Genomic DNA, 26,159 nt, shown 5'->3' with positions numbered 1-26,159 from the left:
AAACCCACACTCACTTCCTGCTGATTTCGGATGAGATCGAAACGACTAAATCGTTCTTTAAAGCTTCCCTTGCCTGACGAACCGCGTTCTTAATGGCTTTCGCGTCGGAAGAGCCGTGGCTCTTCAGCACCAAGCCGTTCAAGCCCAGAAGGGGCGCGCCGCCATGTTCCTTATAATCCAATTTCTTCTTGAACCGGGATAAACCCGGCTTTAGCACGGCAGCTGCCAGCTTGCTGAGTAATGAGCTTGTAAACTCCTGCTTCAGCACGGAAAATATCGTCCCCGCCGTGCCTTCCATCGTCTTGAGCAGAATATTGCCCACAAAACCGTCGCACACCAGGACATCGCAGTTACCTTGGAGCACATCCCTGGATTCCACATTGCCCACAAAATGAATCGGCGCTTCCGAAAGCAGCGGGAACGCCGCCTTCGTCAATTCGTTCCCCTTCATCTCTTCGGTTCCCACATTCAGCAGACCGACACGCGGACGTTCGAGACCATGCACTTTCTGCCGGTAGATGCTGCCCATGATGGCATACTGCATGAGATGCTGCGGGGAAGCATCCATATTCGCGCCTAAGTCCAGTGCAAGCGTACCTTTGCCGTCCATAGTAGGAATCATCGGCGCCAATGCGGGACGCTCGATGCCTTCCATACGCCCCACCACCAGCAGACCTGTTGCCATTAAAGCTCCTGTATTTCCAGCGGAAATCATGGCATCTGCGGCTCCTTCTTTCACCAGTCTCCCGGCTACAACCATCGAAGCGTCTTTCTTGCGCCGAACGGCCCGCACCGGCTCGTCATCCGGCAGCACTACTTCGGACGCATGTTGAATCGATAGATTCGACGGGGCTCCGTTCAACGCGGGCGCAAGCCGTTTCTCATCCCCTACCAGGATAATGTGAACGTCACCCCACTCTTTAGCGGCTTCTATCGCTCCTTGAATATTAATATCCGGCGCAGCGTCGCCGCCCATTGCATCTATAGCTATACGCATGCTGTTCACTCCTTCGCATCCGGATACTGTTCCCCAGCGCCCAGCCCCGTATCGATATGAATCACGAAAGTTCCCTGGAAAACCAGCTCTTCACCGGCATATGTAAACACTTCGACCTTAGCCTTCCCCTTTTGCCCGATCTTAGAACGGACATAAGCTTTGGCTACGCACTTCTCCCCCAGCCTGACGGAGCGGACGAATCGGATGTCGGCAGATGCCGTCAGCGCAACATCCGCGTTGATGACCCCCACGGCCAAAGAGTTGGCCTGCGAAAAAATATGATGACCCCGGGCAATGCCTGTCCGGGAGAATACATGCTCTTGCCTGATTTCAAAAATGGAGATACCGCTCTGATCCAGCTGAAGATCGATCACTTCGCCGATTATTTCATCCAACGGAAGCGACTTGACAGGATCCAAAGAACGTTCCGCCATCAGTTTCATGCGCTCTCTCACTTCCGGAATGCCTAGCTCCATACGGTCCAGACGAATCGTCTGAATGCTCACCTTGAGCTTACGGGTCAACTCCTGGTCGGTGATGAACGGATTCTCTTCGATGAACTGCGTCAGCCTCTGCTGGCGCTCGCGTTTAGGCAGGCGTTCGATTGGTAACAACCCCTTGTAGTTCCGGAAGCATCAATGCCTGTCCGAAGTTTAATACCTGGTACTAAGACTAGTATATAGAATCCGCCCGCAAAAAGAAAGCAAAAAAAATAGCACCTCACCGAAGATGAGATACTACTTTATTGATTATTGCTTGATAATCTCTCTAGCTTTGTAAGTTCCGCAAACTTTGCACACGCGGTGAGCCAATTTCAATTCTCCGCAATGATCGCATTTCACCATGCCCGGAACTTCTAATTTAAAGTGAGTACGGCGCTTGTCGCGACGAGTCTTGGACGTTCTTCTTTGAGGTACTGCCATATTCCCACCTCCTTACTCGAATATACTGGGGTGCTGCTCTTAACCTATTACTGTTTGAAAAAATCTTTGAGCCCGGCTAAACGAGGGTCGACTTTCTCCGTATCGCATCCGCAAGACGCTGTATTCCGGTCGGTTCCGCATACAGGGCACAGACCCTTGCAGCCTTCCTCGCATACAGGCGCAAACGGCAGATAAAGCAAAAATGTTTGTTCGACATAAGGCTTTAAGTCTACGCGTTCTTCCTTCACTGCGATGATGTCGTCATCTTCATCTTCTTCCGACGCTTCCGGTTTCAGAGCGAATTGCTCTTCAAAAGGAATCAGCACTGTTTCATTCACAGGCTTCAGGCAGCGGGAGCAAGCCATGGTAATCTCGGCTGTCAGCTGGCCTTCCACGCGTACCACGCCGCCGTGATAACGGGCGGTCAAGTCCACCTGCAAAGGGCTGGCTGCCAGCAAATCCCGGCGGCTCTCCACCAAGGCGTCGACATTCATGCGTTCATGAAACTCTGCTGCGACGTCCTTCGAAGCCAGTTCTTTAAAATGAAATAACAATGAGAATCACTCCAAACAAACAAAGATTATTATATCTATCGAGAGCCTATCTTGTCAACCTTTTCCCCTTAACATTTTGCCGGAGACAGGCTGTTCATGATATATTCGTAACAAATCTATCGGCCAGGTACAAGCACTCGGAGGTGACCGGTCCTGAAAACCGTCGGCGTAATCGTTGAATATAACCCTTTACATTATGGACATGTTTATCATTTCCGTCAATCTTTAAACTTATCAGGCGCGGATTGCGCCGTTGCCGTCATGAGCGGCCACTTCCTCCAGCGGGGAGAACCGGCGCTGGCCGGCAAATGGGCAAGGGCGGAGATGGCACTGAAGATGGGCGCCGATCTTGTCATAGAACTGCCGGCCGCTTACAGCTCGCAGCCGGCGGAGTGGTTTGCCTATGGTGCCGTATCGCTTCTTGAAGCAACAGGCGTAGTGGATTCCCTCTGCTTCGGCAGTGAAAGCGGAGAAATCGGCTGGCTGATGCAGCTCGCGAACATTCTTGCCGATGAACCTCAAGCGTTCCGCGGACAGGTAAAGGCCGGGCTCGCCGCAGGAATGAACTACCCGTCCGCCTACAGCGCTGCGGTAAGGAATTTGGCGCAGGAATTAGGAGGCTCCGCCGGGCTGTACTCCGGTTCAGGCGGCGGAACCGAAATCCCCGCCGATGCCTTGTCGCAGCCTAATAATACGTTGGGACTCCATTACCTGATTGCACTGGCCCGGCTGAACAGCCCGATTGTGCCGCTCACCGTAACAAGAAGGGCTGCAGGATATCATCAGACGGATATCACCGACGAACAGATTGCCAGCGCGACGGCCATCCGCCGCCTGCTGTTTGAGGAAGGCGACCTCGCCGCGGCCAAACCGTACCTCCCTCCTTACACGTACGACGTGCTGCAGAGGGAGTGGACGGCCGGGCGGGCACCGGTGTCCTGGAGCCGGTACGCGCCGCAGCTGATGCACCGGATCGTCAGCGCTTCCGCTGACGATCTGGCTCAGCTCGCGGAGGTGACCGAAGGGCTCCAGCACCGGCTCAAAGCCGCCCTCCCGCGGCTCGGCTCTTCCCCGCTCAACATCGAGCGCCTCCTCGCCGAGCTGAAAACCAAGCGCTACACGCGGACCAAGCTGCAGCGGATGCTCACCCGCATCCTGCTGGGCCATACCAAGTCCGCGTTAAGCGCCGGCGCCCTGCGCGCGGGCGTATCCTACATCCGTGTGCTGGGCTTCACGGAACGCGGACGCGCGCTGCTGAAGCGCATGAAGACCACGGCTAAGCTCCCCGTCGTCACGAAAGTGTCGAAGGAGAGCTTCCCTTATCTGGACATGGATATCCGGGCTACTGCCGTCTATGCGCTCGGCTTTGACACCCCGTCCTCCGAGGACCTGCTGCGGGACTACTACCAGTCCCCGGTTCAAATGCCTTGACTCAAACAGCGTCAGCTTTATGATCCGGACACAAGAAACCCCCACTCTGTCAAGATGGGGGTCCTTGGCGTTCCTATTAATCCTTCGGCGGCAGCTTCGCTAAATATTGAAGCGCCTCATCAAGCGTTCCGACGGAAACGATCTTCATTTTCGTTCCGATCATTTTTGCCCGTTCTTTGGCTTCCGTCGTATTCAGTACCGGTTGATACCGCTGTCCTTTCGGAGGGTACCAGTCCTTCGGGGCGAAGAAAATCTCGGCCCCCTCCTTATCGGCGGCAACAATTTTATGCTTGATACCTCCGATGACACCGATTTCGCCCTCAGGCGTAATCGTTCCCGTACCCGCGATCCGGTAGCCTTTGGTCAAATCTCCCGGTGTTAATTGGTTCAGGATCGCAAGGCTGAACATAAACCCGGCCGAAGGGCCTCCGATTTCACCGGCCTTGATTTCCACCGTCTTGCCGCCGGAGGAAGGCATGACCGTCTGCAATTCCGCCGGGATTATCCCTATGCCCGGCTGCGGTTTGGCCGGTTTCTTCTCCCCTGGCTGTACCGGCAGCGCGGCAAGAACAATCGATGCCTCTTTCTTCTCTTTGCCGCGTTCGTAGCCGATCTTTACGGTTTCGCCCACCTTTTTCAGGCGGATCAAGCGAAGCAGCTCTTCCAGGTTCTTCACATCTTTGCCGTCTACTGACAGCAGCCGGTCTCCGGGGAGCAGCACTTTTTCGGCGGGCATTCCCTCATTCGTCTCCAGTACGATGACCGACTTCGTCACCATCTTAAAGGGAATGCCCGCTTTTTTGTAAGCCGCCTGCACTGCATTGCTCTGAGAGGTCTGCATGACGTAAGCTTGGCGTTCCGAATACTCCTCCCGGCTTTCCCCTTTCTGCAGCAGCTCGCTCCTTTTGGCAATATCCTGATACGGGTTAACCAGTGCATACAAGTACTGCAATGTGTTCGAATACGTAAGGGATACGGTTGTCAGCATGAACGTCCCCTTTTCCTCGGGATCGCCTTCGTTCACATGGATCATCGGCCTGATTACCTCGGCTGAACCGGGTTGATATACAACATAAGGGGTAGGCAGATAAATAAGTACATAACAAATTAATAAAACCAGTACAAAGGCCGGTAAAAATCCGAACTTTCGTTTTCCGCCGCGCACGGGCATAGCATCCACTCCTTGAAGTAACTGTCTGTCGTCCGCCGTTCCCGGTGTTGGTCTAAAGAAGTACAGGCCCGCGTACACATGTAAAAGCTGTCCCATCTAAGGTAAGGAGGAGCTAGCATGTCCCCGCCCGTTTCCTGGAAACAAAGCAAAAGCATGACCCTGTTGACCGGCGTTTCTGCTATTACGGCGGTTATTTGTATTTTAATCTTCCCCAGCCAGGCGTTTCAAGCGTCGCTCGGCGGGCTGCATCTGTGGTGGACGATCGTATTTCCGGCCTTGCTGCCTTTTCTTGTCCTGTCGGAGCTTCTGATCGCATTCGGGTTCGTGCATGCGCTTGGAACGCTGCTGGACCCGCTCCTTCGGCTGCTGTTCCGGATTCCCGGCGCAGGCGGCTGGGCGGTTGCGATGAGCCTTTCTTCCTCCCTGCCTGCCGGTGCAGGCATTACCGCGAAGCTGCGTAAAAGCGGAGCGGTCAGCAGAGAGGAAGGCGAACGCCTGCTGGGCCTTTCCCATCTGGCCGGACCCGTGATCCTGTTAAATGTAATCGCCGTAGGCTTCATGGGAAATGCAAGCCTTGGCCTGTATATTTGCTTTATCTATTATATAACCGCCGCCCTGACCGGTATGCTTTTTCGTTACAGCGGGGGCCCCGGCCGGGATCATCAAGACAGGGAAACCGCCCAACCGGCAAGAGTCTCCGTTTGGAACGCCGTCTACACCGCCATGCATAAGGGCCGCCAAGAAGACGGGCGCTCGTTCGGCAAGGCGCTAGGAGACGCGGTGACCAACGGCATCCAGACACTGATGATGATCGGAGGATTTATGATGATTTTCTCCGTTCTGCTGGCGATCTTAAAGCTTTCGCCGGCTGCGGAGGCGGCCGCACAAGGACTCACTTTGCTTTTAAGCCCGTTCGGCGTTCCTGCCGTGCAAATCGACGCTTTGCTGCAGGGACTGTTCGAGCTGCATGTGGGAGCATTTGCTGCCGGGAGGCCGGAGGCGCAGTCCCCTTCGGTCATGTGGAGCGTTGCCGCTGTATGCTCCATTCTCGCCTGGAGCGGCCTGTCGCTCCATGCCCAGGTTCGTACGCTGATCCGCGGGACCGACCTCCGCTATGGGGCGTTTTTTCGGTTTCGCGCCGTACACGGGGCGTTATGTCTGGCAATAACCCCCCTGCTTTGGCGGCCCTTGAACGTATGGTTCTCAGGGGCCGTCCCCAGCTTTCTGTTTCTGGACCGGCAGCCTGCCCATCCGGAGGAACAGGTGTCAGCGGCTGCTGGCTGGCTCGCGCTTCCTTACGCAGCCTATGTGCTTGCTTTCGTTATGCTGTTTCTGCTCGGCGCAGCAGCCTGCTTGTCCGCAGCCCGTTACCTTGCAAACAGAATGTAGCTTACTTCCCTGCAAATTTAGCTCGGAGCGCCTCTTCCACTTCAGCCGAAACCAGCTCATGCACATTCCCGTGAAAGCGGGCAATCTCTTTTACAATACTGGAACTTAAATAGGAGTACTGCGGGTTCGTCATCATAAAGAACGTCTCCACCTCGTCGCTGAGCTTGTGATTGGTGGAGGCCATTTGCATTTCATATTCAAAATCCGATACCGCCCGCAGTCCGCGGACGACAATGTTGGCTTTTTTGGCATGCATGTAATTTACCAGCAGATCCCTGAAACTGTCGATCTCCACATTAGGTAAATCCCGCGTCACCTGAGCCAGCAAATCCTTCCGCTCTTCTACCGTGAACAGAGGGTTCTTGCTTGTATTATTCAGCACAGCTACAACGAGGTGGTCAAAATGCTTGGCCGCCCTCCGGATAATATCCAGGTGCCCCATCGTTACAGGGTCAAAGCTTCCGGGATACACCGCAATTTTTGGTTGAATCGGCGCTTCGTCGTTCATGTCCTCGTCTCCTCTTCCTTTTCATCCTTCGCGTGATCGGCATCGCAGGCATATAAGGAAACCGCAATGTCGCCGTATTCCACCCGCCTGAATTGTATCGCCCTGCCGATCTGCTGTTCATATGTATGGTTGGCATCATGCTCTATCACGATCGTGGCCCCGCTCGCCAGCAGCCCCAGCTGTTCCATGGAGGATACCAGCTCGTCCGCATCTTTCATCCTGTAAGGCGGGTCCAAAAATACCAGATCGAATTTAATTCCTCTTTTGGCCAGCACCTTCAGCGCCCTTGCCGCATCGTTCCTGTATACTTCCGCCTGCCCGGCAAGTTTTGTGGAGTTCAGATTGTCTTGTATGACTTCCAGGCTCTTTTTTTCGATATCGATAAAAATGCCCTTGTCCATTCCCCGGCTCAACGCCTCGATCCCCAGCCCCCCGGTTCCGGCAAACAGGTCCAGCACAACGCCTCCTTCAAAATAGGGGCCGATCATGCTGAAAATCGCTTCCTTCACCTTGTCGGTCGTCGGGCGGGTACCGCTTCCGGGCACCGCTTTCAGCGATCTTCCCCGGGCTGTTCCTGATATAACTCTCAACTTCTCACCTGCTTGTTATCAATATCGCTTAGTATGTTCTTCCGCCTGTTATCGTACCACAATTTGAGTATTATGAAAAAAATTCGGCCCCTCTGCAAAATATTCTTTCAGCAGACATGTATATTTTTCCGGAATCGGGCCATCCTAACATTATCGGCATGAGAATGTCGAAGACAACCGCGGAGAAGGCTTACGTTTCCCCATAAGCTCTTCGTCCGGTTTCTCCTCTCCCATGAAGGGCCTCGTCGCGAGACGGGGCCCGACTTTTTTGTGTCCGGGGGATGGTTTCGCCGCTCCCTGGATACCTTATTTGTTGGATACGAAAAATCGACGATGTACAAGGAGGAAGAAATAGAATGGGTATTTTAAGCGGAAAACCAAACCAAGAACCCCTCCATTATGGAGAAATTCACGGCTTGTGGTGCTACTCTATGATGAAAAAAGCGTTGATTTCCAGCAATCAGACGATGCTGAACCATGCGGGCGACGAGGATCTGCGGGAGCTGCTGAAAGACAGCCTTCATGAAGCAAAAGGCGAAGCTGTGGAAGTAGATGACATTCTAAAAGAGAACGGCATTACGCCGCCTCCTTACCTGCCGGAAAAACCTAAGGCAGACTTGGAAAGCATTCCGGTAGGCGCCCGCTTCACGGATTTGGAGATCGCAGGCGCATTGGCGGCCGAAGCTTCCGGCGGGCTGATCGAATGCAGCAAGATAATGGCTATGGTTATCAGAGAGGACATCGGCGTCCTGTTTGAAAAGTACCATACCAAAAAAGCGGCATACGGCACCCGCGTACTTCGCATGCTTAAGGACAAAGGCTGGCTGATTCATCCGCCGCTGCAGATTGTAACCGGAAATACGGAAACCAAATAATGAAAAAGCCAAGCGGATTTTCCCGCTTGGCTTTTTTTATTTAAAACGTTCTAGCCGCTTCTTTCGCACGCTGGATCGCTTTGGCTTTGATATCCGCCGCTTGGTCCTGCATGGCAGCCATACCTTCTACGAAAATTTTGTCCACTGACGGAATTCCCAGAAAGCCTGCAATGAGTTTCAAATAACGATGTCCTGATTCGAAATCTACTGCAGGGCCTTCCGAATATACGCCGCCGCTGGCTTGGATATGGAATAGTTTCTTGCCCGTCAGCAAGCCGACCGGGCCCTCTGCCGTATATTTGAACGTTTTGCCTGCCACACAAATGGAATCGATATAAGCTTTCAAAATCGGCGGAAATGAGAAGTTCCACATCGGGTTCACGAACACATATTTGTCAGCCGCTGTAAATTGATCCACCAACTGCCCGAGACGGGACACCTTGCGCTGTTCCTCGCCCGAAAGGGAATTGAATTCGCTGCCGGAGGCCAGCTTGCCCCAGCCGCTGAATACGTCCGCATCGATATGCGGAATATCGGTTTTGTACAAATCTAATGAAACTACTTCGTCCCGGGGGTTTGCTTCCCGGTACGCTTGGATAAATTCTTTCCCGACCGCCAAGCTGTAAGAAGCGTGCTCGTCGTGCGGATGTGCCGTAATATAAAGTACAGTTGCCATAAGAGATCATCCATCCTTTTCTGTAAAGAGTAAATTTCTTATGTATTATGCGTTGGAAGTGTAAAAGTATTGCACAAAGGGTGATGGAAAAAATTATTAGCCGCCGGACCATAAGGTCTGGCGGCTTGTTTGGGCTAACGGACAGCTTCGGGCTTCAATTCTTTTCTTCCGTGCATGTAAGGCTGCAGCGCTTGCGGAATACAGATACTTCCATCTTCCTTCTGATGATGTTCAAGGAGGGGAATGAGGATTCTCGGCGTAGCAACCGCTGTGTTGTTTAACGTATAACAATAACGCGGCCTTCCCTCCCCGTCCCGAAAGCGGATATTTGCTCTTCTTGCCTGATAATCCAGCAACAGCGAAGACGAGTGCGTTTCCCCGTATGCTTGTCTGCTGGGCATCCACGTTTCGATATCGTACTGCTTATAGGCTTTATGCCCCATGTCTCCGGCACATACGGCAACTACACGATAGGGCAGCTCCAGCATTTGCAGAATCTGTTCCGCGTTTCCCGTGATCTCGTTCAACAATGCCTCCGCGGTTGTGATATCGTCCTTGCAGACGACTACCTGCTCCACTTTTGCAAATTGATGCACACGGTACAGCCCTCTTACATCCCTGCCTGCCGAACCTGCCTCGCTGCGGAAACATGCCGAAGCGGCCGCCAGTTTGACAGGGTGGGTTACATCCAGTATTTCACCGCTCAAATACGCCACCAGGGGCACTTCAGCGGTTCCCGCCAGGTGAAATTCCCCGTCGTTGACGCTGTACGTCTGGTCTCTCCCTTGCGGAAAGAACCCTGCTTGCATCATCGCGTGTTCCTTCACCGCCACAGGCACTTCCACGGGTTCAAAGCCACGGCCGGTCAAAAAGTCCATTGCCATCTGCTGCACCGCTCTATGCAGCATCGCTCCCTCTCCCCTGAGAATATAGCCTCTGCTGCCCGCGATTTTGACACCTCCCGCCGCATCGATCATGCTGTGTAACTTGCCTAGTTCCAAGTGATCTTTAGTCCATTCCGCCATCTCGGGAACTTCGCCGCAGCTGCGCAGCGGAACATTGTTCACATCCGAAGTTCCCGGAGGGGTATCGGGCGATACGAGGTTGGGTGCCAGCAGAAGAACCCCGCTATATTCCGCATTGGCTGCCGACAGCTTCAATTCCAGCTCAGTTACCTCCTGGTTTAACAGCCTTCCCTTCTCCTTGTAGAATTCCGCCTCATTCTTAAGCCCTTTTCTCAGGCAGTTTCCGGCCGCATCCGAACATTCATTCCGGGATTTCCTTGCCGCTTCCACCCTCGTCTGAAGTTCCCGCCTTACCCTGTCTGTCTCCAACAGCCGTTCGACCGGAAAGTCCAGCCCCCTCGCTTTCACCGCCTCTCTCAGCCCTGCCGCATCCACCCGAATCCGATTCATGTCCAACATACCTGGTCGCTCCTTTTACAAGATGTGAAAAACACAAAAAGCGCCCTTGTCCGATTGGGACGAGGAGCGCTTCGCTCGCGGTGCCACCCAACTTGTTCGATGCCTGAGTACAGGGACCGAACCTCTTGGTTCCGCGGTAACGGGCGGTGCCGGCAGACTTAGGGAACTGCATCTGTGCGATCGTTCCGGTCGAGAACGCCTCCGAGTTGGATGCTCTTCATTGGCTTAATAGTCCGTATGAAAATGTAGTAACAGTATACTGTATATAAAGATTTTTATGCAACCCGAACTTTATTTCTTATAATCCGGATGTATAATCCCGTGATATAAAATCGTAGTGAGCTGTTCCGTGACGGTGTTCAAATCGCTCATGCCCTCAAGCGCCCCGCTGTTAAGCGAAAACTGCTTCATAAACGTTAAGAACATCATCAGCACATGCGGCGATATGTCTTTGCGGATCTGCCCCATTTGCTGGCCCCGGAAAATCATCTCTTCAAATCCGGGTAAAATCTGCTGCTTGCCGAGCGCCAGCATCCGGTCCGTTAATTGCGGGAACATTTCGGTCAGGTCCGTCACAAAAGCGACTGACAAGTCCTTGCTCTCCAAACCGGCGCGTGTGTAAAACTGCTGAAGAGCATCCAGCGGATCTTTAGCCTCCTCCATGATCCTCCGGTAAACATCGTACCTTTCGTTCATCCATTGTTCCACGATCTGTTCGACAAGGCCTTCCTTGCTGTTAAAATAATTATATATCGTCATCTTGGACACAGGAGCGGCTTCCGCTATCTGTTCCATGCTCGTCGCGGCGATGCCCCGTTCCATAAACAATTTCTTTCCTGTATCCAAAATCAGCTGTTTCTTGCTTACGGGCATAGTTACGTTATATCCCTTCGCTGTATAATCAGCAGGCCGATCAGAAGCCCGGCCGCATATATACCTAGCGTAACCAGCACGCCTGTCAGTGTCAAGTCTGCTCCCCGAGCGATGGCCGGCGCATCAAACAGCTTAAAGGGGCTCGCCTTGGCTGCCGTTTTCAGCAAGTCCCCCGCGCCGTTCATCAACGTAAGAAGGTAGGATGCAATTACAATGCCTATTCCGATTCCGCCTGCGGCCCGTTCTGAAGACAGCGCGCTTGTCAGGGCATACCCGCTTCCGGCAAACGCAAGCGACAACAGATATCCTGCAGCAACCATCTGAATAATTGCCATCGGATGTTCCAGTCCTGCGGAAGCCTTTCCGAGACCGACCGCAATGACGCCTGCCATGGCATACACGGCTGTAATCATCAGAAAATGAGCTCCTGCCTTGGATAAGAACACATGGGACCTCCGGTAAGGCAGCGAAAACAGGAACTCTCCTGTCCCCCGGTCCCTTTCCTTCACAATGCCAGTAATCGCCCAGCTGGCAGCAAAAGAACCTGCCACTAACACAATATAAATATAGGCCTGACTGGCAAAATATCCTTCATAAGACTGAAAACTTTCGGGCGTAATGCCAAATGCATCCAAAAGTGATTTGGGCATGGAATTCAGCACTTCAGCCATGCTGCTGTTGCCGACCACGGCATCCGCTTTGGCCAACATTAAGATCAGCAATATACAGGTAACGGCGACGGCGGTGACGAACCCTCTGCGGCCTTGCCGCAGTTCATGGCGAATCAGGTTCCAGCTCATTGGTCAGCCCTTCTTTCTTCCCGATAATCGTCCATAAACAATTCTTCTATGGTAGGCTTGCGAAGTGTAATCTCCCTTACCTTCTTCTCCGCCAGTACCGTAAGGAGCTCCTGCAGACGGCTTCCTGTGCGCAGGTGGTGAACTCCGTTTTCATAAGCGGCATTCGGATCCAGCTGTAACAATCCATAAGCCTCTAACTTATTCCCTTCCTCCGCAAACCGGATGGCCGCAATATGATCTCCCGGGGCCGTCAGCGAATCGACGTCGGAAATACGGACGAGCTCACCTTCCCGGATAAAGGCGACTCTTTCACAAAGCTTCTCTACTTCGGACAACACATGAGTAGAGAAAAAAATCGTCATGCCCTGTTTGCGTTTCAAATCCGATAGCAGTTCAAAAAATTCATGCTGTATCAACGGATCCAACCCTGAAGTAGGCTCGTCTAATATCAGCAGTTCAGGCTGATGCAGAAGGCTGAGTACGATGCCCAGCTTCTTACGGTTTCCCAGCGAGTAACTTTTGATTTTCCTGTCCATATCCCACTGCAGACGCTCCGCATAATCGGACGCTTTCGTGTCTTTTAAGCGCAAGCCGCAGGCATTAGCTGCCAGCTCCAGCGCTTGTTTTCCTGTCATTTCCGCGTAAAAATGAATTTCGGACGGCAGGTAGCCGATTCTCCTGCGAAGTTCGGCTCTTTCTCCTTGAATCCGCTGCCCGAGGAGATGAATCTCCCCGCTGGTCGGTGATGTCAGCTGAAGAAGCATGCGGATCGTGGTAGACTTTCCTGCCCCATTGGGTCCAATAAATCCAAACACTTCTCCCTGCGCCACCGACAGATTCAAATCGGTGACACCTCTAGCGGTTCCATAACGTTTCGTTACATGGACAAGCTCTATCGCCGATTTCACAATCCAGCACCACCTTATACTAATCTATAAATATGAGTACATTATGAACTTCAAAAATCTTTTAGTCAACATTAATTTTATACCGTAAACTAATGAAAAGTATAAAAAAAGGAGTTTCCGCCTGAGGGAAACTCCTTTTTGGGGCTGTTCGCCAATACCTTTTTTCTGCACTGAACCTTCGCCTAGTCGGACTCTGTCCACTCAGCTTCATAAACGCATCGAAACCGTTCTACGCCCGGATAAGCTTCACCTAGGCTCTCCACAATAAAGCCCACGTTGCGGTAGAAGTTCACGCCTTCTTCATCGGTTTCGGCGGTCATGCGTACAGGGTGCAGCTGTTCCAATACCTCCAGCAGAATGCCCCGGCCGTAGCCTTCTCCGCGCCGCAGAGGATCGACAGCCAAATGCCGTATGGTAACGCCGTTGTCCCCGTGAAGCTCTAAACCGATTAAAGCGATAAGCTCTCCTTCTTCTACATAGCCGTATAAGGAAAGCTCCCGGTTCGCCTCATAAGCCGCCGCCGCAGCATCGACCGCTTCAGGATCGGGAAATACCGAGCAGCTCAGCAGTTCCTTTACTTCGGTTTCTTGAACTCTATGCTTGATTTCCGTTAACATCTTTTCACTCGCTTTCTATTTCCTATTCTATGATGTTCGAGTTAGGCACTGAACTCCTTTATCTAAACAGGAACGGCTTCTTTTTGCAAATATAACCTGCGTGCAAAAAACATCCCCCGGTTGGAGGATGTTCGCCTTTGCGTGCTTATTACTTCCAACCGTTCCGCTCAAGCAGGCCGGTAATCTGTGCGGTATGATGACGGCCGTGCCACGCATACATGCCCAGCATATGCTCCAGCGTATGCATGCCGGATGCCGGGTGACGCAGCGTCCGCTGCCACTCGGACTCCCCGAGGGAATGCAGCAGTGTCGTCCAGCGGTTATGCAGACTATCCAGCAGCCGGAGCGAAATGTCAACAGGAAGCTGTTTCGCATCCGGCAGTTCCGCCCAAAGCTGTTCCTCATAAGGCTTGATCACGGGCTCTTCTTCCGTCAAAGCGAGCTTAAACCGGATGAAGCTGTTCATGTGGCTGTCAGCCAGATGATGCACTACCTGCCGGACGGTCCACCCTTCGGGACGGTAAGGCGTATCGAGCTGCTCCTCTGTCAGCCCTTCCACCGCTTGGCGCACAAGCCCGGGCAAGGCCGAGATCGACTCGAGCCATTCTCCCCGCTGCGCTGCCGAAACGGGCCCCTTGGATTCAAATGTGCCGATGGGATACCGTAAGTCTAATCCGGATTTCATAGATAACGCCTCCTAAGCAAAATGATAACTATACCATATCATGAATAGCAAGATCATAGATAACTATATATAGAGATGGCATTCATCGGTTTTAATTTCAACAGACAAAGACCGGCAAGCCGCGGACGTTCTCTCCGTGGTTTGCCGGTCTTTTTAGACTACTTAAGAAGTAAGCTGAAACGGCTGCTCAGGTGCCTCGAACCTGCGTACCAGCACCCTCGAAATGCGTAAATGATCCGTTTCCTCAATGACAAATTCAAATTCGTCGCGGTATAGAATCCTTTGATTCTTTTTCGGAGGAATCTCGATCTGCGAGTATAGCCATCCGCCGATCGTATCATAATCGTCGTTCTCGATTTCCATTCCGAAAAATCCGTTCACTTCCTCGATCAGCAGCATTCCGTCTATTGAGTAAGTCTGCTCATCTTTCTTCTCGATGCCCGGACGCTCATTATCGAATTCATCCTGAATTTCCCCGACGATTTCCTCTACGATATCCTCGAACGTCACAAGGCCCGAGGTGCCGCCGTACTCGTCGATCAACAGCGCCATCTGCGTACGGCGTTTCTGCATCAGCTTCAGCAGTGCGCTGATCTGCATCGATTCCGGCACGCTCGTCATCGGGCGGATCATCGTCCGCAGATCGTCGGTATCCCGGTCCGCCTTCAGCAAGTCTTTGATGTGAACAAAGCCGACGATGTTATCTTTATCCGGATCGCATACCGGGTAGCGCGTATGCATCTCCGTGACGGCGATCGCCCGGTTCTCTTCGAAGGACAGATTCGCGTACAGGCAGGTCATCTCCGTACGGGGAATCATAATTTCCCGGGCCGTCGTTTCGGCGAACTCGAAGATGTTGTCCACGAGCGTCATCTCTGTATTATTAATAAGGCCGTTCTTGTTGCTTTCTTTCATCAGGATCCGAATTTCTTCTTCCGTGTGGGCTGAATCATGTTCTGAAGCCGGCTCAATGCCGAACACGAGCAGAATCCGGTTGGCTGTTCCATTAAGGAACCAGATGAAAGGATACATCAGTTTATGAAACAGGATTAAAGGAACCGCTGTTAACAAGGTAACGCCTTCCGACTTTCGAATTGCCAATGTTTTGGGTGCGAGTTCACCTAGTACGATATGCAAAAACGTAATAATGACAAAAGCTATGACGAAAGCAATCGTATGAATTACGCCATCACTAAAGCTTAATTTCGACAGCCATGGAGCGATCAGGTCCGCAATGGCCGGCTCCCCGATCCATCCGAGGCCCAGCGACGCCAAGGTGATGCCCAGCTGGCAGGCCGACAAGTAGGCGTCCAGATGATCCACCACGTTGCGGGCGAACTTCGCCCGGGCGTGGCCCTCCTGAACCAGAAAGTCGATCCGGCTGCCCCTTACCTTCACCATCGCAAACTCCGCGGCTACAAAAAAGCCGTTCAATCCCACCAAAAACAAAACTAACAACAAATTCAATAATGCCGGTAACGGGTCACTACTGTCCAATAACATTCCCTATTGCCTTGTTTATGCCAAGGCAACAGGTACACCTCCCCTATCCATCAAGTTATTCAAAAATTCTTAAATTTCATTATATCTACTTTTAAACTATACCGTCAAATGAACCTCTATGCCTGACCACAGTGAAATAGTACGAACCGGAAAGAGCATTTTTAGTGGACAACAACTTTTTCCACTATACACCGAACATATATTCGCCTTATAATGCATACTATAAAAACACAAACAAATGTTCTTATATTGGAAACAGGAGGAAATTCGGATGAGCAACCGGGTTATTTTTCTCGTGGACATGCAAAGCTTCTATGCCAGTGTAGAAAAGGCCGCGCGCCCCGAATACAGAGACAGGCCGCTCGTCGTTTCCGGGGACCCCGCCCGCCGGTCGGGCATCGTGCTGGCGGCTTGCCCGCTGGCTAAGAAGCTGGGCGCCAGCACCGCACAGCGGCTCGGGGAAGCGGTCCGGGCCTGTCCCGATCTGGTCGTGGTACGGCCTCGGATGCAGGAGTATATTCGCGTGTCCCTTAAGATTACAAGCATTATGGAACGTTTCACCGATTTGGTCGAGCCGTTCTCCATCGATGAACAGTTTATGGACGTCACGGGCAGCATCGCCCTGTTCGGGGAACCGGAGACCATGGCGAAGAAAGTGCAGGACGCCATATGGGAGGAAACCGGCGTCCGCGCCCGTGTGGGCATCGGTTCCAATAAAATTTTGGCCAAGACAGCCTGCGATAATTTTGCGAAGAAGAATGAGAGCGGAATTTTCTGGCTTACGCCGGACAAGATCGAAACGGATATGTGGGAGATGCCTGTAGGCGGGCTGTTCGGGGTGGGCAGCCGGATGCGGCGGCATTTTGAACGCATGGGCATCCATAAGGTGGGCGATTTGGCGCGCTATCCCCTTCCCCGCCTGCAGCAGCTGTGGGGCATTAACGGGCATGTATTGTGGCTGACGGCGAACGGCAAGGATTCGTCCCCCGTCACCCCCCGCACCCATGAGCAGCAGAAAGCCGTCGGCCATCAGATGACCCTGCCGCGGGACTACGGCACGCTGCAGGACATCCGCGTCGTGCTGCTGGAGCTTAGCGAGGAAGTGTGCCGGCGCGCGCGGGCCAAGGGGCTCATGGGCGAGACCGTGTCCGCCGGCTGCCGCGGGGCGGATTTCGACCATCCGACCGGCTTCCACCGGCAAATGAAGCTGGGGGACCCGACCTGCAGCGCCAAGGACGTTTACGATGCGGCGTGCAGGCTGTTTGATCAGCACTGGGACGGCCAGCCCGTCCGCAGCGTGCATGTGAACCTGTCGCAGCTTTCCGGCAGCGGCGAGTACCAGCTGGACCTGTTCCGCGATCTGGAGCGGGAACGGAAGCTTGATCTTGCGATCGATTCGATCAAGAGCAAATTCGGCAGCAGCTCGATCTTTAAAGCCGCCTCCCTGACCGAGGCGGGGCAGGTATTCGAGCGGGCCATGAAAATAGGCGGACATTACAAATAAACTGCCTGAAGGAGGTCACCATGATGAAAATAAACAAATTAACGGCCGGGCGCAACCTGCTGTGGGAATCCAGCCGGATGATGCTCCCGGAACACAAAGAGCAAATTCTGCAGCACCGCAGCCGCTTGGAGCATAAAGAAAAGCCGGTGCTCGATGAGCACCGGCTTCAGGAACTGTCGCAGGCCATAACGGACGCGATGATGCACGGATGGGCGGCGACCGTAACGCTCTACGATCCGGTAGAACCGCAGTCCGTCACCGGCCGGGTGCTTACGATCGACCCGCTCGGACGTAAGCTGATTCTCAGCTGGGACGGAGAGAAACGGTCCGTGCCCCTCTCCGACATTATGGATATTACGATGTCGGAGCCGGAGAAGTAAACGGGGACGTCGCCCTACCCGTTCCCTGCCGGACGCAGACGGTATAAAGACGCTGCCGTCTTGTGCAAAATCCACTCCTGCTGCTCTGCGGTCAGCCCGCAGGTGCGGACCTTGGCCAGCTCCGTGCCCGTGTTATCGGCATGATCGGTCCCGAACAGGAAGCGGTTGGCCCCGATTTCGTCGGCCCAGTGCCGTAGATTGAAACCGGCGGTCCACGTGATGTCGGCGTACAGATTCGCCCGCATCTTTAAGGCCTGGCCCGCTTCCCCTGACATAATCATCATGCCGCAATGCGCCATCACGATCGGCACGTCGGGAAAGTCCTCCGCAGGTTCCAGCAAATTGCTCGGATTGGCGAACGGAATGCCCGCACCCGTATGTACCATGACAGGCACACCCAGCTGCCGGGCGAGGCGGAAGACGTTCCGGCCCGCCCTTCCGTTCGGGTGTACCGCATGCGCGAACGTGTGGATTTTAATTCCAACAAAACCCAGCTCTTCCACACACCGCCGAACCTCCTTTTCGTAAACTTCCTGAGGAAGGTGAGGGTTCGGGTTAGCCATTCCATAAAAGCTGCCCGGATGATTCCGGGCAAGCTCCGCAATCCGGTCATGCTGCCGTCTTACCGTCTCTAAATCATGGCAGGAAGCAGGCTGCAGGATCGTAGCGGCGATCCCGAATTCCTTATGCTTCTGCCATTGCTCTTCCAATGTAAAATCCTCATCGAACACCTGATCCCAGCCAAGATGCGCATGAACATCAATAATCATCCGGCTGCCTCCGTGTCCAGAACCAGCACCCAATCGTCCCCCCGGCCGCTGCTTGGCGGCTGGAACGACTGGGTGCCTGCGTTCTCCCTTATCCCTACAGCCGTCCGCTCTCCGGTACGGGGATTGAACCAGGAAGCATGAACTTGAGTCCCTGCGATGCGGCCCATGGCCACGTTCATGTTTAATCCGTGAGGGCTGTAGATCCACGCATATCCTTCTCCGCGGCAAGCGCGCATATGATTGGCTCCCTTGTAATTATCCGCGAGCAGGCTCTGATCAGGCACCCGTTCCAGCTGAGGTTTCGACTCGATCAGCTCTCTGACGAAACGCATCTGCATAGCGCCCGGACGGTCTACAGCGTCCTTCCAGTGCATAATGAAATAATCGGCCGGCTCCGTCGTCATCGCCCAGATGGAATGATGGCCGTACGTGTGCCCGAAAGCCCCTGAAAACAAAGCATAATAAGCCGCTTTCCGTACATCCGCATCGTCGAAATATCCATTCTCCGCGTTAAAGCCGCGGGGATGATCTTCATAGCAAGGCTCGGCATCCAATGTAGGCTTGACGGGCAGTTTCCCGTAATCAGACATTACATGCGTATAATTGTTCTGAACATGGTCGCCATGACCGGACTGGATCATATTGAAATCCAGCCAGGTCTCCCGATGCACATGATGCGAAGAAGAAAACCCTCCTGGCGGATGGAACGTGATCAGGTGCCGGCCCCCGTCTCCTTCCCGCAAGCCCTCGGCCAGACCGCGGTTCACTTCAAAGTGGCTAAATTCCGTCAGCGGCCGGTCCCCGCCTACTACCCAAAGTAGGTTCGAACGATCCCTGTAACGCTCGCCCAGCCACTTGCCGAATGCCTTGGCATTGTTCCTGTCGAAAATGACGGGCCCTTTGCCCCATGCGACATTGTATTTATCGCCCCAGGTAGGCAGAAACGCGATATAGATACCAAGAGATGCCGCCCGGTCGACGATATCATCGACATGCGTCCAATAATCCTCGCCTCCCGGCTCCGAAGCCGTGTCGGGTAGAAGCGGGTCATACTGTCCTTCCGCATTCTGTTTCAATGGCCTATACCCGTAAGCATTCGGCTCCGTGATTCCCTCCATTTCCGCTAAAGCTACGGCCTGAACAACAGTAAATCCCTGTTCGGCTCTGCGGCGCAAATAAAAATCCGCTTCCTCCCTGGTCAGTTTGTGAAACAGCTCCCACGCTGTATCACCTAGCCAGAAGAAAGGCGTGCCGTCCTCCTTTACCAAATACCGTCCGTTATCGCTTACACTAAGGTTTGAACAAGCTCTATCCATATGCTATACCTCCTTATAGTCCGGTCCCTGTTTGAAAAAAACCGGCATCTGCCGCGAAGCGCTCTCATATACGCCAAAGACCATACCCAGCGTGACCAGGTTGTGCTCGCCGCTCGTATCGAACGGTTCCCCCGATTCCAGGCAACTTACAAAATGGGATTGCAGCCGGAAATGGCTCTCCTCATGATCCAGCTCCGTATGTTCAGCGATTACGGATTCCGATTGTCCGTCCGCGCTTACCAGCGTAATTCTTCCTAAGGTATAGAGCTTGAGCGTCCCCTTGTCCCCCTCGATCACGAACTGCTCCAAATGCACCGGGCCGACGCCGGGGCCGAGAGGCCGGTCCAGCTTCTGTCTCGTAGCCCAGCTCATATCCATATATCCATAAAATCCCGAATGTCCCAATACGACAACCCCGGAATCCTCACCGCGCACATAAGGACTCACCGTAAGTGTCTCGGCATACAGCCTTTCCGGAGTACCGAACAAAAACCGCCACGTGTCCATCCAGTGGGCACCCATTTCATAAAACAACAATCTCGGCATCTCCCGAAAAAAAGGCTGCGGCAGTTCTGCGTCCGGCGCCATTCGCGGTGTATAGTAGTCCGTGTGAATATACCTTGCTGTCCGGAGCGTACCAAGGCGGCCTTCGTCCAGAACACTCTTCATGATCTGGAAAGGCTGCAGCCACCGCCAGTTTTCCGTGACCATTAGCCGCACACCCGCACTGCGCGCAGCAAGCACCATTTCTTCAGCTTCTTTCAGCGAGGAAGCAAACGGCTTTTGGCACAGCATATGTTTGCCGGCAGCGGCTGCTTTCTTCACAAATTCAAGATGCGTTTCCGGTCCGGTAACGATATCGACCACATCCAAGTCAGCCTCGGCAAGCATGTCATCGATACTGGTGAACAACCGTTCTTCCGGAACTCCATAAACCAGTGCCTTAGCCTTCATCTTCTCTTCGCTCCGGTTGCACAGGGCCGCTATCTCCACATTGGGAATCCGGTTCCACGCCTGTAAATGGTTTTCGGACCAAAACCCTGTCCCTACCAGTCCCACTTTCCAAGTTTTCGGCATCGTCCCGTTACCCCTCTAACGATAAGGTGTTCAATTTTTCAGGGTGCAGCATAACGTCGACTTGTTCATAAACCTTCTCGGGATCGTACAAGCGCTGCCATCCCTCTTTCAGCATGTATCGCTTGCCGTATTCAATCGCTATTTTACATGCATCGGAGAACGGATTCCCGGCCTCCCCAAAGACAATGGCCAGCTGAATATTGACATGCCCAAGCATGAAGTCCCTGGCGGCATCATAAGGAACACCGCGCTTTACGGCTTCCTCCATAGCTTCGCCCAGCACGGTGACCAGCATGGAGCTAATCGTTTCCGCCATCGTAGGCTCCAGCATGGCCATCTGCTCAAGGGTGATCCGGTGGGATCTCATTACAGGAGCATACATTTCTGCTGCCAATGCTTCCCCGCGGGCATAATCCTCCTCCGGCCCTTGTACCAATGCGCACACGATGGCTTGCTTCGCTTTGATACCTCCGAAATAATCCGTTCTGGCCTCCTGATCCTCATCATTGAACACTGGGGGATGACAAGGATGGGTCACAAAATACGTCACATCGTTATGAACAGGAAGCTTATCCAGAAAAGCGGCCGCCGGATCCAGGACGATCAGCATCGCTCCCGGCTTCATAAGGGGCACTACTGTGCGCGACACATCGCCGATGGCAACATCAGGCACAGCTAAAATTACAGCGTCGGCTTCAGGCACGGCATCCTCCTGCAGGGAGGGTGTAATTCCCCGTTCCGCAAGCCGCCGGATACCGCTTTCACTAATTTCAACATAGGAAACCAGGTTCGTGCTTTTCCGCAGATTGTCGGTGAGTCTGCAGCCCATTTTACCGCCCGCGCCGATCAGAGTAATCATTGCCATAAGTCCATTCCTCCTCAAATGAAAGCGTTTCGTTTGTAATTAGCCTATCACAGCGCGTTTTTATATACAAGATGTATACAATATTATTTTTTTGGTATACAATCTTCGTAATAGACAAGATGGAGAGGTAATGCAATGACGGCAGTGACATTGAAGGAAAAGGCATATGCTGAGCTTAGGAAATCGATTTTGAACGGGGAATTGAAGCCGGGTGACTTTCTGACGGAACGGATGCTGGTCGAGCAGCTTGAGATGAGCAGAACCCCGATTCGCGCTGCATTGGAGCGGCTTGATGCCGAAGGCCTCGCCAAATATACACCTAATAAGGGACTTGTCGTTACGGACATATCGATAAGCCAGGCTAGTGACATTTACGACTTCCGCATGGCCATGGAATGCTTCGTAGCCGGAAGACTGGCCCTTCGGCGGTGGAGTCCGGAAGATATCGGGTGGTTCAGGAGCAATTTGAGGCTGCAGGAAAAGTGTGTGCAGGAAGACGATCATCCTGGCTTTACCGAAGCTGACGCCTTGTTTCACCGTAAGCTTGCCGAAGTATACGAAAATAACGAAATTTTGCAGACGATGGATCGGCTACAGGATAAATTGTATCAAATCGCTCTAAGAGTGTTGAAAAAAGACCGTACACGCATTCGACAGTCTTTTCAGGATCATATGGAAATCTTTGAGCACATTCTGCAAGGGAAGCAGAATGAGGCTGCAAAGGCGATGGAGACCCATTTGGAATACGGCAAAAAAATCCTGATCACGTAAAGGAGTTCATAAAGATGAAGCTGGGACTCAGCACTTACACGATGACCTGGTCTGTCGGTGTACCTGGATATGCTCACCCTTTCTCCCCTTTGTCCGCACTAGGTCTAATTGAACTTGCCGCAGAGCACGGCCTGAAGCTCGTCCAGTTTGCAGATAATATGCCGCTGGACGGATTCTCGGCACTGGAGCTTGATTCACTGCGAAAGGCGGCGCAATCTCATGGTATTACTTTGGAGGCCGGTACCCGGGGGACCGATCCTGGACATTTGCTTTCTTATCTGGACATCTGCCAAAGGTTGGACGCCAAGCTGTGCCGGACCCTGATTACAAAGCCCGGCGTTGAGGACGCAGAGCGGGAGTTAAGGTCCGTTCTTCCCCGCTTTGAACAAGAAGGCGTTGTCATAGCTATCGAGAACCACGGGCTGCATACTACGGATGAGTTGAAAGGATTGTTCCAGTCCATTGAGAGCCCCTTCCTCGGCTGCTGCCTGGATACGGTCAATTCTTTCGGCGCGTTGGAAACGCCGTCGCAAGTGATCGAGACGCTGCTTCCTTTTGTAGTAAACCTTCATATCAAGGACTTTACTATTCAGAGGGTGCCCCATCAAATGGGATTTGAAATATTGGGCACTCCCGCCGGACAAGGGCGCCTCCCGATCCCCGGGCTGCTTGAAGAGATCTCGAAGAAACGGTTACAACCGACGTCAATACTGGAATTGTGGACACCGTTTACCGGCTCGGTGGAAGACACCATTCGTATGGAGCAGGAGTGGCTGGGGCAAAGTATCCGGTATTTAACCTCCCTGCCGTGGATCGAACAGTACAACAAAACCCCTTCAGCATAAGCTGAAGGGGTTTTCCTCTGTAATCGAGAAGCTTAGTCTTTATCAGGATCATCCCATTTACGGGAATACGCTTTATTTGTAACCCAAATTGTAATCCAAGTGATTGCCGCCACTATCAGAAATGCAAAAAACCAGACCCAGCCCATAGTTCAATCCCCTTTGTAATAGTTGAAATGCATCCGTGTCCCCATGTCGTACAGCTTGTCCGCTTTCACTCCGTTCCTGAGCAGAACAGCCCCCTTACCGCTCCGAAAGAGGGCCGTCATGCTAAGGCTGTTTACCTGAACATACTCCACAATTTCAACAAATGAAACGTATTCTTTGGGTCGATCTTCTGTGCCAGCACGAAATCCACAATATTATCGGCATGCTGAGGCGTTAACCGCTCGTTCAATACAGCTGCGGCATGGGCCACAAGGCGCTTTACTTTGGCACGGTCCTGCAAGTCCCGCTTGGTAACCCCGTCCAGAAGCGCTTTGATTTTGTCCTTAACCGCAGGGCTCTTCATCTTCACTTTGACGCGCTCCACGAAGTCGGTTGATATGCCGTATTTCACATAACTCACTACGCATCCCTCCATCCATACTACTGTATGCGAGGAGGGCTTGTCAGTTGTTCTTCCTGATTTCTCGTTCCGTCTGCCGCCCTGCCGGTTAATCCAACAAATCACCTTGAAAAATCTGTTCCCGCTGTAAATAGTGCCGCAGGCTTACGTACTTAGCGGCCGTCCAGAAATCGGACTGCGCCACAAGCTCCGCCGTATCGTCCCTTGCCTGCTCCAGCACCTCAAAATCGGTCGACAAATCCGCAACCCGGAATTCAGGAAGGCCGCTCTGCTTGGTCCCGAAAAAATCACCCGGTCCGCGCAGTTCCAAGTCCCGTCGGGCAATTTCAAAACCGTCGTTGGTGTCGGTCATTACCTTCATGCGCTCTTTGCCTGTTTCGGACTTCGGGTCCGCAATAAGGATGCAGTACGATTGATGCGCTCCCCGCCCTACCCGGCCGCGCAGCTGATGAAGCTGTGATAAACCGAATCGCTCCGCATCGTAAATGACCATCAGCGTTGCATTCGGCACGTCGACACCGACTTCGATGACAGTGGTGGAGACCAGGACATGCGTTTCCCCCGAGCTGAAGGCATTCATCGTTTCATCCTTCTCCCCTGCGGTCATCCTGCCGTGCAGCAAACCGACCCGAAGGTCCGGGAACTCAAACTGCAGCTGTGCATGCACATCCAAAGCATTCTGGTATTCCAGCTTGTCCGATTCTTCAATCAGTGGACAAATCACATAGGCCTGGCGCCCTTGAGACACCTCTTTGCGGATAAAAGCAAGTACGCGTTCCAATTTATCGTGCTTCACCCAAAACGTCTCAATCGGCTTCCTGCCTTTCGGCAGCTCCCGCAATGTCGATACGTCCATATCTCCGAAAGCGGAAATTGCCAGCGTGCGGGGAATAGGCGTAGCAGTCATAGTCAGTACGTCAGGATTCATGCCTTTCCGTCGGAGGATACTGCGCTGGTTAACTCCAAACCGATGCTGCTCGTCCGTAACCACAAGCCCCAGCTGGCGGAAGAATACATCTTCCTGAATCAGCGCGTGCGTACCGACGACGATGTCCAGCAGCCCCATTTGGAGAGCGGCCAGCACCTCGCGGCGCCGCTTCTCCGTCAAGCTGCCCGTCAGTATGCCGACTTGCATGCCGAACGGTTCAAACAGGCGCTGCAGCGATCTCGTATGCTGCTCCGCCAAAATTTCCGTGGGTACCATGAGCGCCCCCTGGTACCCTGACTTCACCGCGGCGAATAAAGCAACCGCCGCGACTACCGTTTTCCCTGCGCCTACGTCTCCCTGCAGCAGCCTGTTCATGCAGTAGGGCTGGCGCAGGTCGCGGATAATTTCCGCAATGACCTGCTTCTGCGAATCGGTTAGCTCAAACGGTAGCGACTTGATGAAAGCACGAAGCTCTTCATTGTCGTAGCCATGGACGAGGCCGTCCGCCCGGCCGCGGTTCAGCGTCCGAAAGGCCTGCAGCTTCAATTGGAACAAGAACAATTCTTCATACACGATCCGACGGCGTGCACGCTGCCCTTCCTCCACGTCTGCCGGCGTATGTATGGCTCGGATGGCTTGTTTTCGCGGCATGAACCCGTACTTGTCCATGATTTCAGCAGGCAATATTTCTTCAATCAGCTCTCCGAATTGCTTTAAGGCCTGGGCAATCGATTTACGCATCCATTTCTGCGTAATCGACCCCCCGACAGAATAAACAGGCTGCACTGTGCCTGAATGGGCCGGTCCCCGCTTATCCGCGAATTCCGATTCCGATACCGTCACCTGCAGCCTTTTCATATCCCATTTGCCCGTCATCGTTACTTCCGTTCCCGGGATGAGCCGATCTTTCAAAAACGGTTGATTAAACCATACAGCCGTAACCAGCATGGAATCCACCATCACCTTGCAGGACAGCCTGGATTTTCCGCCAAAACGCTGGAGAACCGCTACGGAAAATACCTTGCCGGACACCGTGACTTTCTCCCCGTCCTTTACATCCGCAAGCTCCCGGAGACGATAATCTTCATACCGGAACGGAAAGTATTCCACCAGGTCCAACACATTCAGAATGCCGAAAGCCTCCAGGTCCTTCGCCTTTTGAGCGCCGATCCCGGAGACTTGGCTGACTAGTATCGAGGTCAGTTTCATCATGT

28 protein-coding genes are annotated in these 26,159 nt (G+C 53.2%); 7 read left to right on the top strand and 21 right to left on the bottom strand.

Annotation, left to right across the window (positions count from 1 at the left end; all coding sequences use genetic code 11):
- Positions 1–10: 10 nt before the first annotated feature.
- From plsX to ACFSUF_RS11045, 4 genes are all read right to left on the bottom strand, one after another.
- Positions 11–997 (bottom strand): phosphate acyltransferase PlsX, encoded by a 987-nt coding sequence (plsX, locus tag ACFSUF_RS11060; RefSeq protein ID WP_377602831.1) that lies wholly within the window; start codon positions 995–997, stop codon positions 11–13.
- A 5-nt stretch (positions 998–1,002) separates the two neighbouring features.
- Positions 1,003–1,593, bottom strand: a complete 591-nt coding sequence (gene fapR, locus ACFSUF_RS11055) for a transcription factor FapR (RefSeq protein ID WP_377603154.1) — start codon at positions 1,591–1,593, stop codon at positions 1,003–1,005.
- A gap of 153 nt (positions 1,594–1,746) precedes the next feature.
- Positions 1,747–1,920, bottom strand: a complete 174-nt coding sequence (gene rpmF / locus ACFSUF_RS11050; protein WP_377602830.1) for a 50S ribosomal protein L32 — start codon at positions 1,918–1,920, stop codon at positions 1,747–1,749.
- Positions 1,921–1,967: 47 nt separating this feature from the next.
- On the bottom strand, positions 1,968–2,474 hold the full coding sequence (locus ACFSUF_RS11045; RefSeq protein ID WP_377602829.1) for a YceD family protein: 507 nt from the start codon (positions 2,472–2,474) through the stop codon (positions 1,968–1,970).
- 153 nt (positions 2,475–2,627) lie between these two features.
- Here ACFSUF_RS11045 and ACFSUF_RS11040 point away from each other — a divergent pair, with 153 nt between their 5' ends.
- A complete protein-coding gene (locus ACFSUF_RS11040) occupies positions 2,628–3,905 on the top strand; it encodes a nucleotidyltransferase (RefSeq protein WP_377603153.1) in 1,278 nt (425 codons plus the stop codon).
- Between the two features lie 76 nt (positions 3,906–3,981).
- On the opposite strand, the gene ACFSUF_RS11035 is transcribed toward ACFSUF_RS11040, so the two are convergent.
- Positions 3,982–5,076: a SepM family pheromone-processing serine protease gene (locus ACFSUF_RS11035; protein ID WP_377602828.1), complete on the bottom strand. Its 1,095-nt coding sequence runs from the start codon at positions 5,074–5,076 to the stop codon at positions 3,982–3,984.
- Between the two features lie 117 nt (positions 5,077–5,193).
- Between ACFSUF_RS11035 and ACFSUF_RS11030 the strand changes: the two genes are divergently transcribed.
- Positions 5,194–6,465, top strand: a complete 1,272-nt coding sequence (locus ACFSUF_RS11030; RefSeq protein WP_377602826.1) for a nucleoside recognition domain-containing protein — start codon at positions 5,194–5,196, stop codon at positions 6,463–6,465.
- Position 6,466: 1 nt separating this feature from the next.
- On the opposite strand, the gene coaD is transcribed toward ACFSUF_RS11030, so the two are convergent.
- Positions 6,467–6,973, bottom strand: coding sequence for a pantetheine-phosphate adenylyltransferase (gene coaD / locus ACFSUF_RS11025; protein WP_377602824.1), 507 nt, complete (start codon positions 6,971–6,973; stop codon positions 6,467–6,469).
- Positions 6,970–7,563, bottom strand: a complete 594-nt coding sequence (rsmD, locus tag ACFSUF_RS11020) for a 16S rRNA (guanine(966)-N(2))-methyltransferase RsmD (RefSeq protein WP_377602822.1) — start codon at positions 7,561–7,563, stop codon at positions 6,970–6,972. The genes coaD and rsmD overlap by 4 nt, the downstream gene beginning before the upstream one ends.
- Positions 7,564–7,919: 356 nt before the next feature.
- Between rsmD and ACFSUF_RS11015 the strand changes: the two genes are divergently transcribed.
- Positions 7,920–8,438: a DUF3231 family protein gene (locus ACFSUF_RS11015; protein ID WP_377602821.1), complete on the top strand. Its 519-nt coding sequence runs from the start codon at positions 7,920–7,922 to the stop codon at positions 8,436–8,438.
- A gap of 40 nt (positions 8,439–8,478) precedes the next feature.
- Here the strand turns inward: ACFSUF_RS11015 and ACFSUF_RS11010 are convergent, their stop codons facing one another.
- The 8 genes from ACFSUF_RS11010 to ACFSUF_RS10975 form a co-directional block, all read right to left on the bottom strand.
- Positions 8,479–9,114, bottom strand: a complete 636-nt coding sequence (locus tag ACFSUF_RS11010; RefSeq protein ID WP_377602820.1) for an FMN-dependent NADH-azoreductase — start codon at positions 9,112–9,114, stop codon at positions 8,479–8,481.
- A 134-nt stretch (positions 9,115–9,248) separates the two neighbouring features.
- Positions 9,249–10,538, bottom strand: coding sequence for a serine--tRNA ligase (gene serS, locus ACFSUF_RS11005; RefSeq protein ID WP_377602819.1), 1,290 nt, complete (start codon positions 10,536–10,538; stop codon positions 9,249–9,251).
- Positions 10,539–10,829: 291 nt separating this feature from the next.
- Positions 10,830–11,411, bottom strand: coding sequence for a TetR/AcrR family transcriptional regulator (locus ACFSUF_RS11000; protein WP_377602818.1), 582 nt, complete (start codon positions 11,409–11,411; stop codon positions 10,830–10,832).
- Between the two features lie 2 nt (positions 11,412–11,413).
- Positions 11,414–12,211: an ABC transporter permease subunit gene (locus ACFSUF_RS10995; RefSeq protein WP_377602816.1), complete on the bottom strand. Its 798-nt coding sequence runs from the start codon at positions 12,209–12,211 to the stop codon at positions 11,414–11,416.
- Positions 12,208–13,119 carry an ABC transporter ATP-binding protein gene (locus tag ACFSUF_RS10990; RefSeq protein ID WP_377602815.1) on the bottom strand — a complete coding sequence of 304 codons (912 nt, stop codon included), beginning with the start codon at positions 13,117–13,119 and terminating at the stop codon, positions 12,208–12,210. The genes ACFSUF_RS10995 and ACFSUF_RS10990 overlap by 4 nt, the downstream gene beginning before the upstream one ends.
- 182 nt (positions 13,120–13,301) lie before the next feature.
- Positions 13,302–13,736, bottom strand: coding sequence for a GNAT family N-acetyltransferase (locus ACFSUF_RS10985; protein ID WP_377602814.1), 435 nt, complete (start codon positions 13,734–13,736; stop codon positions 13,302–13,304).
- A 148-nt stretch (positions 13,737–13,884) separates the two neighbouring features.
- The gene (locus ACFSUF_RS10980; RefSeq protein WP_377602812.1) at positions 13,885–14,421 is read right to left on the bottom strand and encodes a YfiT family bacillithiol transferase; all 537 of its coding nucleotides are present in this window, start codon (positions 14,419–14,421) and stop codon (positions 13,885–13,887) included.
- Positions 14,422–14,583: 162 nt separating this feature from the next.
- Positions 14,584–15,924 (bottom strand): hemolysin family protein, encoded by a 1,341-nt coding sequence (locus ACFSUF_RS10975; RefSeq protein ID WP_377602810.1) that lies wholly within the window; start codon positions 15,922–15,924, stop codon positions 14,584–14,586.
- A 271-nt stretch (positions 15,925–16,195) separates the two neighbouring features.
- Here ACFSUF_RS10975 and ACFSUF_RS10970 point away from each other — a divergent pair, with 271 nt between their 5' ends.
- Both ACFSUF_RS10970 and ACFSUF_RS10965 read left to right on the top strand, forming a co-directional pair.
- The gene (locus ACFSUF_RS10970; RefSeq protein ID WP_377602809.1) at positions 16,196–17,428 is read left to right on the top strand and encodes a DNA polymerase IV; all 1,233 of its coding nucleotides are present in this window, start codon (positions 16,196–16,198) and stop codon (positions 17,426–17,428) included.
- Between the two features lie 20 nt (positions 17,429–17,448).
- Positions 17,449–17,808 carry a YolD-like family protein gene (locus ACFSUF_RS10965; RefSeq protein WP_377602808.1) on the top strand — a complete coding sequence of 120 codons (360 nt, stop codon included), beginning with the start codon at positions 17,449–17,451 and terminating at the stop codon, positions 17,806–17,808.
- Positions 17,809–17,822: 14 nt separating this feature from the next.
- Here the strand turns inward: ACFSUF_RS10965 and ACFSUF_RS10960 are convergent, their stop codons facing one another.
- Genes ACFSUF_RS10960 through ACFSUF_RS10945 form a run of 4 tightly spaced genes read right to left on the bottom strand, consistent with a single transcriptional unit; the run spans position 17,823 to position 21,836 of the window.
- Positions 17,823–18,578, bottom strand: coding sequence for an amidohydrolase family protein (locus ACFSUF_RS10960; RefSeq protein WP_377602807.1), 756 nt, complete (start codon positions 18,576–18,578; stop codon positions 17,823–17,825).
- On the bottom strand, positions 18,575–19,894 hold the full coding sequence (locus ACFSUF_RS10955; RefSeq protein WP_377602806.1) for a glycoside hydrolase family 140 protein: 1,320 nt from the start codon (positions 19,892–19,894) through the stop codon (positions 18,575–18,577). Before ACFSUF_RS10955 ends, ACFSUF_RS10960 begins: the two co-directional genes overlap by 4 nt.
- Positions 19,895–19,897: 3 nt before the next feature.
- A complete protein-coding gene (locus tag ACFSUF_RS10950) occupies positions 19,898–20,971 on the bottom strand; it encodes a Gfo/Idh/MocA family protein (RefSeq protein ID WP_377602804.1) in 1,074 nt (357 codons plus the stop codon).
- 7 nt (positions 20,972–20,978) lie between these two features.
- On the bottom strand, positions 20,979–21,836 hold the full coding sequence (locus ACFSUF_RS10945; protein WP_377602803.1) for a phosphogluconate dehydrogenase C-terminal domain-containing protein: 858 nt from the start codon (positions 21,834–21,836) through the stop codon (positions 20,979–20,981).
- 135 nt (positions 21,837–21,971) lie between these two features.
- Here ACFSUF_RS10945 and ACFSUF_RS10940 point away from each other — a divergent pair, with 135 nt between their 5' ends.
- Positions 21,972–22,607, top strand: coding sequence for a GntR family transcriptional regulator (locus ACFSUF_RS10940; RefSeq protein ID WP_377602802.1), 636 nt, complete (start codon positions 21,972–21,974; stop codon positions 22,605–22,607).
- A gap of 14 nt (positions 22,608–22,621) precedes the next feature.
- Positions 22,622–23,452: a sugar phosphate isomerase/epimerase family protein gene (locus ACFSUF_RS10935; RefSeq protein ID WP_377602801.1), complete on the top strand. Its 831-nt coding sequence runs from the start codon at positions 22,622–22,624 to the stop codon at positions 23,450–23,452.
- A 277-nt stretch (positions 23,453–23,729) separates the two neighbouring features.
- Here ACFSUF_RS10935 and ACFSUF_RS10930 read toward each other — a convergent pair whose 3' ends face one another.
- Together ACFSUF_RS10930 and recG are read right to left on the bottom strand one after the other, a co-directional pair.
- Positions 23,730–24,017 (bottom strand): stage VI sporulation protein F, encoded by a 288-nt coding sequence (locus tag ACFSUF_RS10930; protein ID WP_377602799.1) that lies wholly within the window; start codon positions 24,015–24,017, stop codon positions 23,730–23,732.
- A gap of 88 nt (positions 24,018–24,105) precedes the next feature.
- Positions 24,106–26,157 carry an ATP-dependent DNA helicase RecG gene (gene recG / locus ACFSUF_RS10925; protein ID WP_377602798.1) on the bottom strand — a complete coding sequence of 684 codons (2,052 nt, stop codon included), beginning with the start codon at positions 26,155–26,157 and terminating at the stop codon, positions 24,106–24,108.
- Positions 26,158–26,159 lie beyond the last annotated feature (2 nt).

It is taken from the genome of Paenibacillus gansuensis, assembly GCF_042684925.1.
In the GTDB taxonomy this organism is placed as follows: domain Bacteria; phylum Bacillota; class Bacilli; order Paenibacillales; family DY6; genus Paenibacillus_N; species Paenibacillus_N gansuensis.
Note: the sequence above shows the minus strand (reverse complement) of the source record. Positions and strands in the feature narration are given on the sequence as shown.